The 15372-nt window shown below is 37.4% G+C and carries 15 protein-coding genes and 1 pseudogene; 11 read left to right on the forward strand and 5 right to left on the reverse strand.

Annotated elements, in window-relative coordinates; all coding sequences use genetic code 11:
• Positions 1-58: 58 nt before the first annotated feature.
• The 8 genes and pseudogenes from AABL52_RS01290 (at position 59) to AABL52_RS01325 (ending at position 8017) form a co-directional block, all read left to right on the forward strand.
• Positions 59-841 carry a DUF3919 family protein gene (locus AABL52_RS01290; RefSeq protein ID WP_088064840.1) on the forward strand — a complete coding sequence of 261 codons (783 nt, stop codon included), beginning with the start codon at positions 59-61 and terminating at the stop codon, positions 839-841.
• Positions 838-1872 carry an ABC transporter substrate-binding protein gene (locus AABL52_RS01295; RefSeq protein ID WP_341518789.1) on the forward strand — a complete coding sequence of 345 codons (1035 nt, stop codon included), beginning with the start codon at positions 838-840 and terminating at the stop codon, positions 1870-1872. Before AABL52_RS01290 ends, AABL52_RS01295 begins: the two co-directional genes overlap by 4 nt.
• A 19-nt stretch (positions 1873-1891) precedes the next feature.
• Positions 1892-3226 (forward strand): MFS transporter, encoded by a 1335-nt coding sequence (locus AABL52_RS01300; RefSeq protein WP_064460103.1) that lies wholly within the window; start codon positions 1892-1894, stop codon positions 3224-3226.
• 239 nt (positions 3227-3465) lie between these two features.
• Positions 3466-4659 (forward strand): efflux RND transporter periplasmic adaptor subunit, encoded by a 1194-nt coding sequence (locus AABL52_RS01305; protein ID WP_341518790.1) that lies wholly within the window; start codon positions 3466-3468, stop codon positions 4657-4659.
• Positions 4656-5336 (forward strand): ABC transporter ATP-binding protein, encoded by a 681-nt coding sequence (locus AABL52_RS01310; RefSeq protein ID WP_001971472.1) that lies wholly within the window; start codon positions 4656-4658, stop codon positions 5334-5336. Before AABL52_RS01305 ends, AABL52_RS01310 begins: the two co-directional genes overlap by 4 nt.
• Positions 5333-6535 (forward strand): ABC transporter permease, encoded by a 1203-nt coding sequence (locus AABL52_RS01315; protein ID WP_064460100.1) that lies wholly within the window; start codon positions 5333-5335, stop codon positions 6533-6535. The genes AABL52_RS01310 and AABL52_RS01315 overlap by 4 nt, the downstream gene beginning before the upstream one ends.
• Before the next feature lie 113 nt (positions 6536-6648).
• Positions 6649-7350, forward strand: a complete 702-nt coding sequence (locus tag AABL52_RS01320; protein ID WP_097844716.1) for a Yip1 family protein — start codon at positions 6649-6651, stop codon at positions 7348-7350.
• Positions 7351-7572: 222 nt separating this feature from the next.
• Positions 7573-8017, forward strand: a pseudogene (locus tag AABL52_RS01325) (sigma-70 family RNA polymerase sigma factor).
• 55 nt (positions 8018-8072) lie between these two features.
• Here AABL52_RS01325 and AABL52_RS01330 read toward each other — a convergent pair.
• Positions 8073-8579: a competence protein ComK gene (locus AABL52_RS01330; RefSeq protein ID WP_341518791.1), complete on the reverse strand. Its 507-nt coding sequence runs from the start codon at positions 8577-8579 to the stop codon at positions 8073-8075.
• A gap of 191 nt (positions 8580-8770) precedes the next feature.
• Between AABL52_RS01330 and AABL52_RS01335 the strand changes: the two genes are divergently transcribed.
• Positions 8771-9169 (forward strand): DUF4359 domain-containing protein, encoded by a 399-nt coding sequence (locus AABL52_RS01335; protein WP_000731404.1) that lies wholly within the window; start codon positions 8771-8773, stop codon positions 9167-9169.
• Positions 9170-9202: 33 nt separating this feature from the next.
• On the opposite strand, the gene AABL52_RS01340 is transcribed toward AABL52_RS01335, so the two are convergent.
• Both AABL52_RS01340 and AABL52_RS01345 read right to left on the reverse strand, forming a co-directional pair.
• Positions 9203-9418, reverse strand: coding sequence for a DUF2922 domain-containing protein (locus AABL52_RS01340; RefSeq protein ID WP_001197598.1), 216 nt, complete (start codon positions 9416-9418; stop codon positions 9203-9205).
• 96 nt (positions 9419-9514) lie between these two features.
• Complete coding sequence (locus AABL52_RS01345; RefSeq protein WP_073517148.1) at positions 9515-9739, reverse strand: DUF1659 domain-containing protein; 225 nt, start codon at positions 9737-9739, stop codon at positions 9515-9517.
• A gap of 110 nt (positions 9740-9849) precedes the next feature.
• Between AABL52_RS01345 and AABL52_RS01350 the strand changes: the two genes are divergently transcribed.
• A complete protein-coding gene (locus AABL52_RS01350) occupies positions 9850-10335 on the forward strand; it encodes a VanZ family protein (RefSeq protein ID WP_001080718.1) in 486 nt (161 codons plus the stop codon).
• Between the two features lie 24 nt (positions 10336-10359).
• Here the strand turns inward: AABL52_RS01350 and AABL52_RS01355 are convergent, their stop codons facing one another.
• Positions 10360-13116, reverse strand: a complete 2757-nt coding sequence (locus tag AABL52_RS01355) for a DEAD/DEAH box helicase (RefSeq protein WP_341518792.1) — start codon at positions 13114-13116, stop codon at positions 10360-10362.
• The gene (locus AABL52_RS01360) at positions 13100-14719 is read right to left on the reverse strand and encodes an SWIM zinc finger family protein (protein ID WP_341518793.1); all 1620 of its coding nucleotides are present in this window, start codon (positions 14717-14719) and stop codon (positions 13100-13102) included. The genes AABL52_RS01355 and AABL52_RS01360 overlap by 17 nt, the downstream gene beginning before the upstream one ends.
• Before the next feature lie 158 nt (positions 14720-14877).
• On the opposite strand from AABL52_RS01360, the gene AABL52_RS01365 reads away from it, so the two are divergent.
• Positions 14878-15369, forward strand: coding sequence for a zinc ribbon domain-containing protein (locus AABL52_RS01365; RefSeq protein WP_341518794.1), 492 nt, complete (start codon positions 14878-14880; stop codon positions 15367-15369).
• Positions 15370-15372: the final 3 nt, after the last annotated feature.

The following is a 15372-nucleotide window of genomic DNA, read 5'->3' on the forward strand; positions in this document are numbered from 1 at the left end:
TGAAACAATTATGCGGTATTTTCGAAACAACGTTTTTTTATCTTGGAGGTAGGCAGAAATGAAAAGGCTATCATTTCAAATTCTTATGTTTGTCCTTTGTATAATCGTTTCTCTTATTTTGTTTTATGTGATGGAGAAGCAAATATACAATCGGATCACAATAGTGAATGACAAACAAACTGTTTTACAAAGGGTGAATGAATCCCTGCCTACTGAAATGAAGGTTAGGCATGAAAAGTGGGGAGAGATTGTTATAACGGATGAAGTTCGTTTACACACGATTGTTTCATTCTTTGACCGAATTCAAATAGAACCGAGAGAAGCTAAGAATCAAGAACAAGTATTTACTGGAGAAGTAACGTACTTGAATGGACATAAACGTACTTTTGCAGTAGGTGACTTGTTCCAGTACGGGGCTGATATGTACGGAAAGAATGGTACGGACCCAATGATTTCAGCATTTCAAACGTATTTGTTAAGCCTGTATTACACACCAGAACGTATTAGTGATTTTTTTGCGTCAGCACAGGATGTTATAGTACGCCAAGGTGATGTAGAACGTGCGATGAATCTTACGCACATACTTGATTCGATTCGGTATGCAAAGCAAATTACAGATTACGGAGAAATACAGAAATTATTACAATCACAGAATGAACCAATTGCTTATATTACCGCTTATAAAACAGGGAAGCGTATAAAGAATGAGCGAGAAGACATTCTTACTATTTCTGTATATCCATCGTACTTTGTTGTGCAATATCTCGGTGATAATAACGGGAATGTCATGTATATGAAAAGCTCCCTCGCAAATGTATTTGTAAAGGAGAATGTGTCATGAGAAAGATAGCCTTTTTCTTCTTTTTGCTAGTAATTGGAGGAGCGATGTCTAGTTGCTCTCGAGATACAACCTCTATTAAATATAATAAAAGTGGTCTCCCTATTTTGGATGATCGTCATCTTGTTGCGTATGTAGCGGCACGTGAGGAAGTGGGTGAAGCTTTGCTTTCATCATTTTGTAAACCACGCGGCTGTACGTATGAATTTATTCGTCTTTCGACAGAAGAGCTTCTTCGGAGGGTAGAAGAGGAAGCTGGAAATCCGAAAGCGGATATTATTATTGGCGGTACGGTAGACGCGCATCAAATGATGAAGCAAAAAAATCTATCTATTCCTGTTACGAGTCAGCATGCGAACCGTATTTCAAAAACTGTTAAAGATAAAGACGGTTATTGGTACGGTTATGAAGTGGAGAAACTGGCAATTGCGATCAATAAAGAGCGGTGGAATGAAGAAATAGCACCGCTCGGACTTCCTTATCCATCAAGGTGGCAAGATTTATTAAATCCAGTATATAAGGAAAAGATTGTGATGCCAGATCCAAATGTATCAGGAACAGCATATACGTTTTTTCAATCACTTATTGATACGGTAGGTGAAGAGGAAGCGAAGGAATATGTGAAGAATCTCGCAGGACAAGTTGGTGAAGTAACGGTGAATGGTTATATACCAGTGGAGCTTGTTGCGAGCGGTGAGTATATGATAGGTATCAATTTCATGGGAGACCAGAGAATGCTTCAAAAACAAGGCTTTCCAATTGTAAGTATTGTACCTGAGCAAACAGGGTTATCTGTTAATGCGATTTCGAAACTAAAACGTGCACCGAATGGTATTATTGCGGATTTATTTATTGATTATTGTTTATCAGAAGAAGCGGGTCACATTTTAGAAAAGGTTTCGTTTGGCGTACCAACGATGTTTGCGAAGAACGAGAAAGAAATTGAAGGACAGCCGGTTAGAAGAACAAACAAAAATATATCAAATAGCGGAATAATCGAGATATGGAATAGACAGCGTCTCTCTCAGAAGTGAGAAAAGGAGACGAAAATATATGTTTAAATGGCTTAAGCCAGCGCCTGCAATTGAGAGATTGCCAGCGGATATGATTGATCGAGTATATAAATTATTACGTATTCGTGTGTTAATCGGGATTTCAGTTGGGTACGCTGCTTATTATTTAGTTCGTAGTAACTTTAATTTATCTACTACATATTTAGTAGATGAGTTCGGATTTAGCACGACACAAATTGGATTATTAGGCGCAGTAATGGCTGTTGTTTACGGACTTAGTAAATTCTTTATGGGTAATTTATCGGATAAAGCATTTGCTCAACGATTTATTGCAGTAGGTTTATTTTTATCTGGGCTTGTTAATATTTGTTTCGGTTATGCATCTTCCTTTGGGATGATTTTAACATTACTTGTTCTAAACGGTATTGTACAAGGTATGGGAGCACCACCTTGTAGTATCGTTATGACGAAATGGTTTTCAAAGAAAGAACGTGGCACGAAAACAGGTCTTTGGAATATTTCACATAACGTTGGTGCACTACTTGTTCCACCATTCATTGGAATTGGTGTAGGTATTTTCGGTGAAAGCCATTGGCAAGGCGGCGTATTTATTTTCCCAGCGATAATCGCTATGGTAATTGCAGTTCTAGTATGGATTAATGCGAAGGATACGCCAGAATCTGAAGGTCTTCCGCCAATTGATGAATATCGTAATGACTATGAAGATCTTGAAAAAGCAGATAATGCTAATAAGATGTCACCAAAAGAAATTTTAATGAAATATGTAGTGAAAAATAAATTTGTTTGGTTTTTATGTATTGCGAATGCATTTGTTTACTTAATTCGTTTCGGTGTTATTAACTGGGTACCAATTTACTTAACAACAGTGAAAGGTTTTACAAAAACAGAAGCGCATTTTGCGTATTCAATATTTGAAACAGCAGCGATTCCAAGTTCTTTAATTGTCGGCCTTTTAAGCGATAAATTATTCAAAGGAAAACGTATGCCATTATGTGTTATGAGTATGGCTGGGGTTGTTGTTGGAACAATCGTCTATTGGCAGGCAACTAATATTATTGTTGTGAGTGTTGCAGTTTCTATTATCGGTTGTTTAATTTATGTACCACAGTTCTTAATTGGTTTAAGTGCGATGGAATTAGTACCGAAATTTGCAGTAGGTACAACAGTTGGTATGTGTGGTCTGTTCGGTTATGTTGGAGGAAGCTTCATAGCAAACGCAGCAATTGGTATTATTGTTGATCGTTCTGGCTGGGATGGTTGCTTCATGTTACTGTTAGCAGGTGGTGTATTAGCAACGATATTCTTACTGATTGTTCAAGTGGGACATGAGAGAAAAGCTTCTAAAGTAGCATAATATTTTGTCTAAAAAGCTATCCAGTTGTTATATTGGATGGCTTTTCTTATATTCATATAATCTTTCCTTAAATCTATCTTAAAAGACAAGATGTCATATTTCTAATCATTGGAATTTTTGTTACAATATAAATGGATGTGTAAAACTTTGTAAAAAGAATGTAATAATATGTAATTTATTTTCAGAAAGTTTTATACAATTTTTATATTAAACTATTAAGTTATAAAGGGAGCGAGAAAATGATACCAAATACGGTTCGTACTCCAAACAAGAAGAAGAAGTGGATTATTATCGGGGTTATTGCACTAATTGTTATTGTAGCAGCAGTTAATATTTTTATTATGCAAGGTAAGAAGAAGGGCGCATCAACAACGGCTGATGCTGTAAGCTTTGAAAAAGTAACGGAGCGAAAGCTTAATAATACGAAGTTAATTTCTGGTCAGGTGAAGCCTGGGAATATTGAAAGTTTTTATGCAGATCCAACTAAAGGAAAAGTGAAAGATATTGAGGTAAAAGAAGGACAAGAGGTAGAGAAAGGTGCGAAGTTATTCTCTTATGATAATGAAGAGATTAATTTGCAAATGAAGCAAGCTGAGCTTGATCAGAAGATGGCGGATATGCGTTATGATCAAGGGAAGAAGAAGATTGATTCACTGAAGAAAGAAATTAAGAAAGTGAAAGATAGCGGAGCTGGGAAAGAAGTAACGGATCCGATGGAAGAGCAAGTAAGTGAGTTAGAGATGGCGCAAAAGACAACAGATCTTGAGAAAGAAAAAGGGAAGTTGCAAAAAGAGGAGTTAAGTAAAAAGCAGAAAGAGCTTACGATTTATAGTAATTTTGCTGGTGTCGTTCAAAAGTTAGATAAAGATGCGGCGCAAAGTTCATCTCAAGCGTTAGGTGGTCAAGGGAAAGCATTTTTACAAGTGGCGTCTAAAGATCCATTCCAAGTTCAAGGGACGTTAACTGAGCTTCAAAAGTCACAAATTCAAAAGGATCAAACATTTACTGTAACTGCGAAAGCAAATAATAAGAAGAAGTGGACAGGTAAGATTACAGAGGTAAGTGAATTCCCAACGAGTGCAGAGATGGCTCAAGCTGGTGGTATCGGTGAAGCGACTCAAAATATGTCCCAATATACATATAAGGCAAGTCTTGATAGTCAAGATGGTTTATCTCCAGGTTATCACGTTTCTCTGCAAGTAAATTTAGAGAATAAGACGATGATTGCTGTTCCAACTAAGAGCATTGTGGAAAAAGACGATGATGCATTTGTTTATGTTGAAGATAAAGGAAAGCTTCGTAAACAAAATGTGAAAAAAGGTTCTACTGATGGAGACTGGACAGAAATTACTGAAGGCGTAACAGTGGGGCAAAAGGTGGTTAAAAATCCTTCCGACGATGTGTATGACGGAATGGAAGTGAAAGAGAAATGATTACGTTAAATAATATTGCTAAAACGTATTATCAAGGAAAATTGGCAGTGCCGATTTTGCACGGTATTAGTTTAACGATTCAGGGCGGTGAATTCGTTTCTATTATGGGACCGTCTGGTTCTGGTAAATCAACGCTTATGAATATTATCGGTTGTTTAGATCGTCCAACAGAAGGCGAATATATGCTGAATGATGTGAATATCTTAACAGCAGACGAGTCAAAGCTTGCTTTAATTCGTAATGAATATATTGGCTTTGTGTTTCAGCACTTTAATTTGCTGCCGCGTCTTTCAGCAGTAGAAAATGTTGAACTTCCGCTCGTATACGGTGGTGTGAAGAAAGCAGAGCGTCGCCAAAGGGCTCTAGAAGCGCTTGGTAAAGTCGGTTTGTCAGATAGGGTTCACCATTTGCCGAATGAATTATCAGGTGGACAGAAGCAGCGTGTAGCGATTGCAAGATCGATTGCGAATAATCCAACGTTCATTATGGCCGATGAGCCAACTGGTGCGCTTGATACGAAGTCTGGTGAGCAAGTTATGAATATTTTCACGAAGCTAAATGCAGAAGGTACAACGATTGTTATGGTTACGCATGAAGAGGAAGTAGCAGCGTATTCTTCCCGCCGCATCGTACTGCGAGATGGGAAAATTACAGAAGATAGAAGGTGTGCGGTATGAGTTTACTAGATAGTATAAAAATTGCCCTATCTTCTATTTTAGCTCATAAACTGCGTTCAGCTCTTACGATGCTCGGTATTATTATTGGGGTAGGTTCGATTATTACTGTCGTTGCAATTGGGCAAGGCGGGGAAGCGATGCTGAAGTCGAAATTCGCGGGTTCTGGTGGTAATAATCTTATGCCAATTCAATTTAAAGCAGATATTAATGATGAGTTTGCTATGGGCGGATTTCAAATACCGAAGTTAACGGAAGAGGATATTTTGGAAGTAAAACAAGTGAAAGATGTTTCACACGTTATTACGACAAACCAGAATTCAGAGGTGCTTGATGTAAATGATAAAAAAGCAAATCTGAATGTTATTGGGCTTGATAATGAATATTTTGCGGTTAACAAAGTAAAGGTTGTAAAGGGACGTACTTTAAGTGAATCAGATATTACTCATGCAAATAATGTTGTGATGGTTAGTACAAAGACAGAGGAAACATTATTTAAGGATGTAAACCCAGTTGGACAAATTATTGAGATGAAGGGACAGCCAATGCAAATTATTGGTGTGTATAAATCTGATAATGAGTTTATGGGATTTGAAATGGAAGAAGCGTTAATCCCTCTTACGTTATGGCCTGTTTTATACGGAACAGATGATATTCAAAATATCGCAATTCAAGCTAAAAATGTAGATGACTTAGAAGCAGCAGGAAAAAAAGCTGTTGATGTATTAAATAGTCGTAAGCCAAGTGAAATTCCAGGTAAATATGAACTGGTTAATTTAAAAGAATTCCAAGAAAATGTTTCTAAAGTAACTGGTATTATGACGATGATCATCGGCGGTATTGCAGGTATTTCATTAGTCGTTGGTGGTATCGGTGTTATGAATATTATGCTCGTATCTGTAACGGAGCGTACACGCGAAATTGGGATACGTAAAGCACTTGGGGCGACACGTAGTAAAATTTTATTACAGTTTTTAATTGAAGCAGTTATGTTAACGCTTCTAGGTGGTTTAATTGGAATTGGTCTTGGATATGGCGGGGCCTATATCGTTTCCACATTTGCGAAATGGCCACCACTCGTTTCATGGGAAGTTGTCGTTGGAGGCGTACTGTTCTCTATGACACTTGGTATTATTTTCGGATTAATTCCAGCGAATAAAGCTGCGAAATTAGATCCAATTGAAGCATTACGTTATGAGTAATTACTAGTGTAGTAGAACTACACATTACCGTTCTAGTGGGCGGTTCGTAGCCTCTATGTGAGGAAGTGAACCGCCCGTTAGAACGGGTTATATAAATAGAAGGAGGCGTTATAATGGAAGCTAATGTGAATACGCAAAAAGCTGGTGGCGAGAAGCCATCATTGTTCGGAATGATTACTTCTCCTGGTTTACAGTTTGAGAGAATGAAGACGACTGAGAAAGTTTGGGGCATGTTCTTCATAGTAGCGCTATTACAAGGGCTTGTAGGTGGCTTAAATTCGTATATTACGTATACATCACCTGAGATGATTGAAATGCAAAAGAAATTAGGAGGCGAATTTGCAAAGCAGGGTTCGCTTGTATCAGATGTAATTTCTGGTACGATATGGGGAATAGTAGGTGTTATGATTGCAACACTTGTTATTGCAGCTATTTATAAGGTGTTTATGATGTTCTATGGGAATGATACTTCTTATAAAAAAATAGTAATGATTATTGTATACGCGGATATTATTGTTATTATTGGTGGACTTATTAATGGTGTTATAGCTTTAATTTTAGGTGCTGGACCAACTGCGTATACAAGTTTAGGACCACTATTCGATCAGGGTTCACTTGCATATGGAATTGGTAATACAGTTGAATTGTTCTATTTATGGAATTTAGTTTTAATTTGGTTAGGATTACAAGTTACAGCAGGATTAAGTAAAGTGAAAGCAGCTATTCCAATTATTGTTTTATTCATTATTAAAGCGGGATTCCTAGCTGCGATTGTTGTATTGATTGCAAAGTTCTTACCTGGTTTGCCTGTATAATAATATGATTGAATTAAAGGGTGACTCTTCAGAGGAGTCACCTTTTTTATTTTTACCCTTATTTCAAATACGAACAGCAGAATTTCAAATTCTACTTCGTGTAATTTCAAATTTCAGCGATACTATTTAAAATTACTCACAGTGAAATCACTTCTTTATTTTTATATTGTGGAGGTACCGGCGGAATAACAAAGAGGTATACCTTTTAGAAACGGGTACTGTGTGAAGCCAGCGACTTTTACAGAGACAGTTGTTTTGTATGAAGGTATGATTGTGAATCAAATAAAGAAGTTAGGTATTTACCAAGATCATGAAGAGTATTATCAATGTGGTTTAATTGGTCTTTGGTATGCGTATGAAAGATTTGATGCGGAGAAAGGAAGTTTCCCATCATATGCAGTTGTAACGGTGCGTGGTTATATATTAGAAAGATTGAAGAAAGAGTTTGCGGTGCAAGAAAAGTGTGTATGTGTAGGAGAGTATGAGGATATCTTCCATTTTGAAGATATTGAAATGAAAGCGAAAGATTTTATGAGTGTATTAGATGAGAAGGAGAAGTATATTATTTTTGAACGTTTTTTTGTAGGGAAGACGATGGGGGAGATCGCTAGCGAGATGGGTGTATCGGCAAGCACTTGAGAAAATGCGAAATAGCTTAAGAGGGTAAATATTATCATAAGAATGGAAGGCAAGGGATATTGCTTTCCATTCTACTTATTATGTTAAGGTAGTAAGTTTAATAAGAGGTTTTTAAATTGTAGTGAATCTTGCATGTTCATACGTGATAATACGTATCCAGCTTTTAATAATTGTTGTTTTAACCTATGGGGACTGATATGTATTGTTGTAGTGGTGCCGTTTGAAAAATGAATATTAGCTTTTTTACTCTTTTTGAAAAATTCTATGTCATCTATATGGTTATAAAACAGCCATATACAGTTTGGAGAAGAAGGAGATTCTGTCGGGAAAGCACAAATATATTCTCGATGATTAATTGGAATTGGGACATTTTGTTTGAAATGAAAGTTTGTTTGAACTGCTTTCCGTCTGCCTTGATAAGTAGAGTGAACATTAGTTAGACAAGATTGTTTGATGAGCTGGAGAGCAGTTTGACAGGAGTAAAGATGGTTCCCGCTACTTTCGATTATTTTTGTTCGATAATAAGGGTGCTTGTAAGGCTCTAACATCATTGTAGAATTAGAAATAATAATATCATTTTCATTGTTCATAACTTCGAGTCCTCCCCTATGAAATGTCGTTACACATATCATTATATACGAATTAAGTAAAATAATTATTAATCTTTTGTTTTGTATTGTAAATTTTGGTTATTTGTTTACAATCAATAGATGTTAGTCTTTCTAATTTGCATCGCTTGTACATATATATGAAAATAGAAAAGAGTAGGCGGTGAGATAGTATGAAGAAAAAGTATATTATTATGGCTCTAGTTGTTGTTCTTCTAGTATATTTAGCAAATAGTAATCCGAGTAAAGGTGAATATACGGATTGGGCAGCAAAGCAGTTTATGAAACGTAATGATGTAAGTAAGAAGCTAGACGAAGTTCAAAAGGAAAATGAAGAGGGTCTCCTTGGCGATTTAGCATCGGCTGGTAAGAAGTTGGCGAAAAAATATGTTGAGCCACAAGTTGGATTATTAATCGAGAATTATACAAAGCGAAGTGATTATATTTTCTTCTCAACATATACGACCGAGTTTGATATAGGCGGAGAACACTATAAATATGTATGCGTCGGTTTTTCAAAAATCTTTATTCCGATTGAAATGCCGAAGAAAAAAGACGAATCTGCAAAATGATGCAGATTCGTCTTTTTGTTTATCTCCACTGATTTAGATGTTAATGGGAACTTCAGATACGTTCCTTTCTACAAGACGGGCTCCTTTTTTTCGAGTAGTATCATTAATTGACGAAAATACAGATGAGGCAAGGATCGTATCCATTACTTGATTTACGACTTGTGCATCGACGGGTGTGATAGGTTTCTCGATAGAAAAAACAACTGTTTTTCCATCTTCTTTCGCGAAAATTAATTCTAGTACTTGCATATGTTATTTCCTCCTTTTTTATCCGGTTAGGCAGGGCCGATTGGTGTTGTTTCATAATCAGCGGGGGATGAACACCTCACTGATTAAAGTTTCACCTTATAGGTTAGAAAGATCCGATGTGCTAACAAGTTGTATAGCGTGAAGCGGTGATGCTTGTACAGAAGCAAGAGCACGTGCTACGTTTTGTACTTGCTCTAAGTTTGCGTTTGTTTTCACACGCTTAAATTGTTTGTTCTTGAAAACTGTTTTTCCGTTCTTATCTAATCCACTGTTTAAGACAAGACGTAAAGTTAAATCCATTACGATTGTTTCGACTGCCATGTTTATCACCCCCTTTCACTTTATAAATAGGGCGTGAATGTCATGTTTTGGCGTGAAATTTATTCTTTTTTTTGGTACGCTTAAAAGACTAAGAGAGGGGTTTCGGAAGAATGAATCGTAAATGGTTATTTTGGATTCCTGTTTTACTATGGATGGGGTTGATTTTCTATTCCTCGGCACAACCATATAAAAAGCAGGATATGCGTTCGGATATTGAACAATATGTAAATGTTGAGTTTGTGAAAGAGCATTTCTCATGGGTATCTATCGATTATGGCGGTGGTACACCTGTTAGCATTGCGAATAAAGGTGTAGGCGGATTTATTGAGTTTTTCCTTCGTAAAGGTGCTCATTTTATGGTGTTCTTTATGCTAGGTTCATTGACGTATTATGCTTTTCATCGATCGGGTTATTCGAGAAAAAGGTGTTTCCTATACGCTCTTCTATTCGTTGCGGGATATGCAACATTTGATGAAATTCATCAATGGACTACGGGAGATCGTACACCGATGTGGCAAGATTCATTGCTGGATACATGCGGCGGATTAACAGGAATTATAATAAGCAATTGGTTTTGGAATAGAAAAAGGAGCTAATCTTTTGAGATTAGCTCCTTTTGTTTATACACCAAGCAATTCTTTTAGTTCATCTGTAGATAGTTCGGTCATCCAACTATCGGTTGTAATGACGGCGTTGTTTAATGATTGTTTTCTTTCTAACATTTCATCAATTTTTTCTTCGAGTGTCCCCGTTGTAATAAGCTTATGAACGTGAACGAAGCGTTTTTGACCAATACGATATGCGCGGTCTGTTGCTTGGTTTTCTACAGCTGGATTCCACCAACGGTCGTAGTGAATGACATGGTTGGCAGCGGTTAAGTTTAAGCCAGTTCCACCTGCTTTTAACGATAAGATGAAAATGTCATACGTTCCGTTTTGGAACTGCTCGATCATTTTGTCACGTTCTTTCTTCGGTACACTACCGTTTAAGAAGAGGACGCGCTGGCCGAAATGTTCTTCTAACACATTTTTTAGCATGTTCCCCATACCGATATATTGTGTGAAGATTAAACAACTTTCATTTTGATCTTTTATATTTTCAATGAGTTCCATTAGCGTGCTCGTTTTCATGGAACGTTCGATGATGTCTTTTGGTTCTGTTTCTTTTAAATAAAGAGCAGGGTGATTACAAATTTGTTTGAGCTTGTTCAGCATAAGTAATATAAATCCGCGTCTTTCAATCCCGCTTAATCCTTCTACATTTTGCAATGTATCTTGAACAAGTTGTTCATATAAGGAAGCTTGTTCACCAGTAAGTGGGCAGTAAGCTTTCTGCTCTTGTTTATCTGGTAAGTTTAATGCGACGGTTTGATCTTTCTTCGTTCGTCGCAGTAAAAATGGTGAGATAAAACGTTGAACTTGTTGGATTTTTCCTTCGTCACGGTCTTTTTCAATCGGTGAGACGAAGCGGCGCTGGAATTGTCCTAAGCTGCCGAGATATCCATGATTAATGAAGTCGAAAATAGACCAAAGCTCGGCAAGTCGGTTTTCCATCGGTGTACCGGTTAAAGCGATTTTGTGATTTGCTGGCAAGTTTCGTACTGCTTTCGACTGTTTCGTATGTGGGTTTTTAATATTTTGTGCTTCATCCAAAATAACAGCATCCCAGCATAACGTACTAAGTTCTTCTTCATCAAGTTGAGCTAATGCATAAGATGTTAATACAACATCTGCTGATTGAAGGAAGTCTTTAAATGATTCGCCTTTCGCTCGGTTACTTCCATAATGTAACTGAACACGTAATTTTGGTGCGAAACGCTCAAATTCTTTTTGCCAATTTCCAAGAACAGATGTCGGTGCCACGATTAAGGCAGGGCCTGTTTGGAGATTGTTCTCTTTTATATATAGTAAGTAAGTGATCGTTTGAATACTTTTTCCAAGTCCCATGTCATCAGCTAATAATGCTCCGAATCCAAGCTTTCTTAAATATAATAACCACTCAATGCCATGTTGTTGATACGGACGGAGTGTTGCGTTTAGTGCAGAAGGGACATCTACTTTTGGAATATCCCCAATGTGCAATAGTTTTTGGAATAGCTCTTCATAATATCCATCTAGTTCGATTTCAATATCGGTAAATGGACTATCTTCTTCTACAATTTCTGCCTCAGCAGTGTTTGATAAATGTTGCTGAAGGACATCTTTCATTTCGAGTCCATATTTATCGGCACGATTCATGAGCTTTCGCACTTCTTCAATAAAGGCTGGATCCAGTCTCATCCATTGACCATTTATATTGAATAATCGTTTGTTTTGCTCAACGAGTTCGAAAAATTCGCTTTCTGATAAATCAATGCCGTTCGTTGAAATGCGCCAATCAAAATTAACGAGCGTATTCATGCCGAAGAAAGATTGCGTTTGCGTAGCATTTTGCTTCAGCTGTACACGTAACTTTGGTTTTGTTGCTTTTAAATTTTGCCACCATGATGGTAGTAAAATCGTAATACCTGCGGCGAGTAATTCGTTACTTGCTTCCGTTAAGAAGTTCCATGCTTCTGTTTCAAAGAGTTCACTTCGGAACGTTTCGTCTTCTTTTAACCACGGTACGAGCTTACTGAATCCTTCTTGTGTTTCAAGAATACGTTCTTCATAATCGTGCCATCGTTTTGGCAAAGAATCGATACTCTCATATACATATATGCGATGAGCCCCGCGCTTTGGTGTAACAATTGTCTCAAGCTTCCACATTTCAAATTCTTCTTGTGGCTCTTGTAGCCGTAGTCCGATTGTAAAGGGAAGATCATCTTCGATGTAACCAATTTTTCGAAGCCAATCTTCTTCATGTAGTGCTGCATCCAATTGCCTTTTCGTAAAGTCGTAATGTTCATAAAGTCTCTTGGCATCTTCCCATCCATCATTTGAACGGTTATCTTGTAATATGCTTTCATTTACCGCGGCCGAGAAAAGAGATGCCAATGTTTCCTCTTCTATTGGGGTATTTTGCACTTTCCAAGATGGTTGCTGAGACCAACGCTCCATATCAGGTACGAAGCTACCGCCGATGAAGGAATCCCATAATTCGTTCGCATCTTCCGTAAGTGCTGTAATAGGACCGTTCATTTGGATATGGGCAAAAGAGTTCATCGGTTTATTAGCGATGTATTCAAATGCTTGTGCGTTTGTTAGGATAACACCTTGTTTTCCTTCAAAGGTCGCTTCTTTTAGAAACGTGCCGTAGAAGGAAGTGGAGTGCCATGTAAATGCATTTCGTTTCCAACTTGTTACGGATAATGGAGTACCGCTGTCATCTTCTCCCCAAAGGAACCAACCTTGACTAACGTGCTGGAGCCTAATTGTTACTTCAGTTTGATTGATCATCGATTAATTTTCCTTTCCGTAATTCCTCTTGTAGTGCACGCAGACGTGAATGTAAGTTTGCGATGTGAATAATGAAAGCATCCCATTCATCAGTGCGCTTTAATCGTTTATACAATGTACGTAATTTCTTTAAATAACGAACTGCACGTCTATATGATTTGCGGTTTCGCTCTTCAATGGCCTCTACGGCAGCAAGGTGATAAAGAGGAAGGGCTGCTTCTGGTGCTTCTTTTTCAATATCTTTCAGCGGCTCTTTCAAAAGTTCAATTGCTTCAAACCCATGTAGGAGCTGAAGTTCAGCCCATGTACGATATTGCTTTTTCGCGAGTACGTATTGCTCATAGTTTGCGAAACTATATGGTAATAGCTCTTGCAAAATCATTTCGAGTCCGGCTTGTTCATTTGTATGGGTTGCATACGTTTCGTACATGATGACAAATAAGCGGACGATATCTTTTATGAAAACCGTATTTTCATGCTCATGTATCGTTTTCTTCACTTGTTTATACGTAAAGGAAAGCCAGTTTTTCGCACGATCCCATTGCATTGTATTTAATAGCTCTTCTAACCAATAGAAGTACAGACTTACAACAGAAGCAGGTTGTTTCTTGAGTAAGTCCATTGCTAATAGGTCTTCGTCATTTAAAAAGAGTAGATGAGAAGATGCTAATGCTTTGGAGAGTGGATTGATTTTCGTATCGATTCGCTTTTCTTCTTCTTGCAGTTTCTCTTTATTGTGTAAGAGTTCACTCCATATGTGACGATAAATAAAAAATCTTTCTTGCGTATAGGCGTCGGTGGAGAAGAATACTTCGTGAACGAGACGAGCTGTTTCTTGCAAAATTGCTTTAGACTCTGAAGGAATCGCTTCTGATTGTAAGTCCCGAACGATGGATTCCACTTTATCTACAAATAAGCGAACGACGTTAACAGGCTGGTGATAAGAATACGTTTTATTTGCTTCGAAGTCCTGAATTTCTTCTAATAATTTTTGAAAGCAATAAAGCGCTGCATGTAGCCTGAACAACTCATGTATCACAACGATACGTGGAGCTTTCCGCTCGAGTTTCGTATAGAAGTCTGTAAAAATACTCATAAGAAAATACATTTGTTTATAAGTAAGCCGAGCTTGTTCTTTCTTAAATGATTCATATTCGTTGTCAAAATACGATTGCCAACTTTTATAATCCGTTTCTTCAAAAGCTGATGATTGCAACACTTGTCTTGCAGTTCGAATAGGAGGAAGGGAAGGTTTCGTATTATTTTTAAATAAAGTTAATACATCTCCTACTTGCCCAAAACTAGACGCTGCAGATAGTAACACAGCGAGCATATGCTCACATTGCGTTGGTGCAAAGCAATCACAATAGCTTTCAGCAACGTTACGAATTGGGATATGGACGCTATATACGCTGCCTTCAGCATCTACAGTTCCTGATAGCGTATAACCATCAAAGTCAACGTTGTAGACAACACCACTACGATATAGGTGCCGAGCTGTAGCGACATGTTCCTGATCAGCTGTTTGCTGTGGATCTAGTCCTTGAACGAACTCATTCGCAATCATCATAATTTCATCTTTCGTAATTGAGTGTTGCAGCATAATATTCCTCCGTACACATATTTCTTTCCTCTACCATTATAAACAAAAAATGCTCAAAACAGAAAAAATGAAATTTAGATTACACAAATTGAAAATCATGGTAATATATATAATGTTATTTTTGTATATTACTATATGTATATAGGAGGAGAGATAGTTTGTCAGATTTACAGACGAAGTTAGGTAGTGGAATGAATAAGTTACAAGAAGGAATTGAGCAAGGGAAGATGAAGCTGCAAGTTGCACAAGAGATTGCTCAATTGAAAAAGGGAATGCAAGTGCAAATGCAGAGAAAGGCAGAAGTTCTATTAGAGGTTGGACAAAAAGTGTATGTTCAATTAAGAGGGCACGGAGTAAATGAATCAAGTTTAAAAGAAATGATTGCTCCAGTCCAAGAATTTGATGTGGCTATTTATCAAGCGAGAAAACGCATCATTGAATTGCAAAAGCAGCAAGGCGAGAAAGCTACATGTGAATGTGGTGGACCTTTATCGATAAATGATAAGTTTTGTGGTTCATGCGGAAATCCTAACCCGATGTTAGTGGTAGAAAATGATGGTGAAACGGCAAATTGTATTTCGTGTGATGAGCATATTGATAAAAACTCTACATACTGTCCAGTTTGTGGAATTGAGCAAAGTGGGGAGTGAATA

It is taken from the genome of Bacillus paramobilis (assembly GCF_038096195.1).
Lineage (GTDB): Bacteria > Bacillota > Bacilli > Bacillales > Bacillaceae_G > Bacillus_A > Bacillus_A mobilis.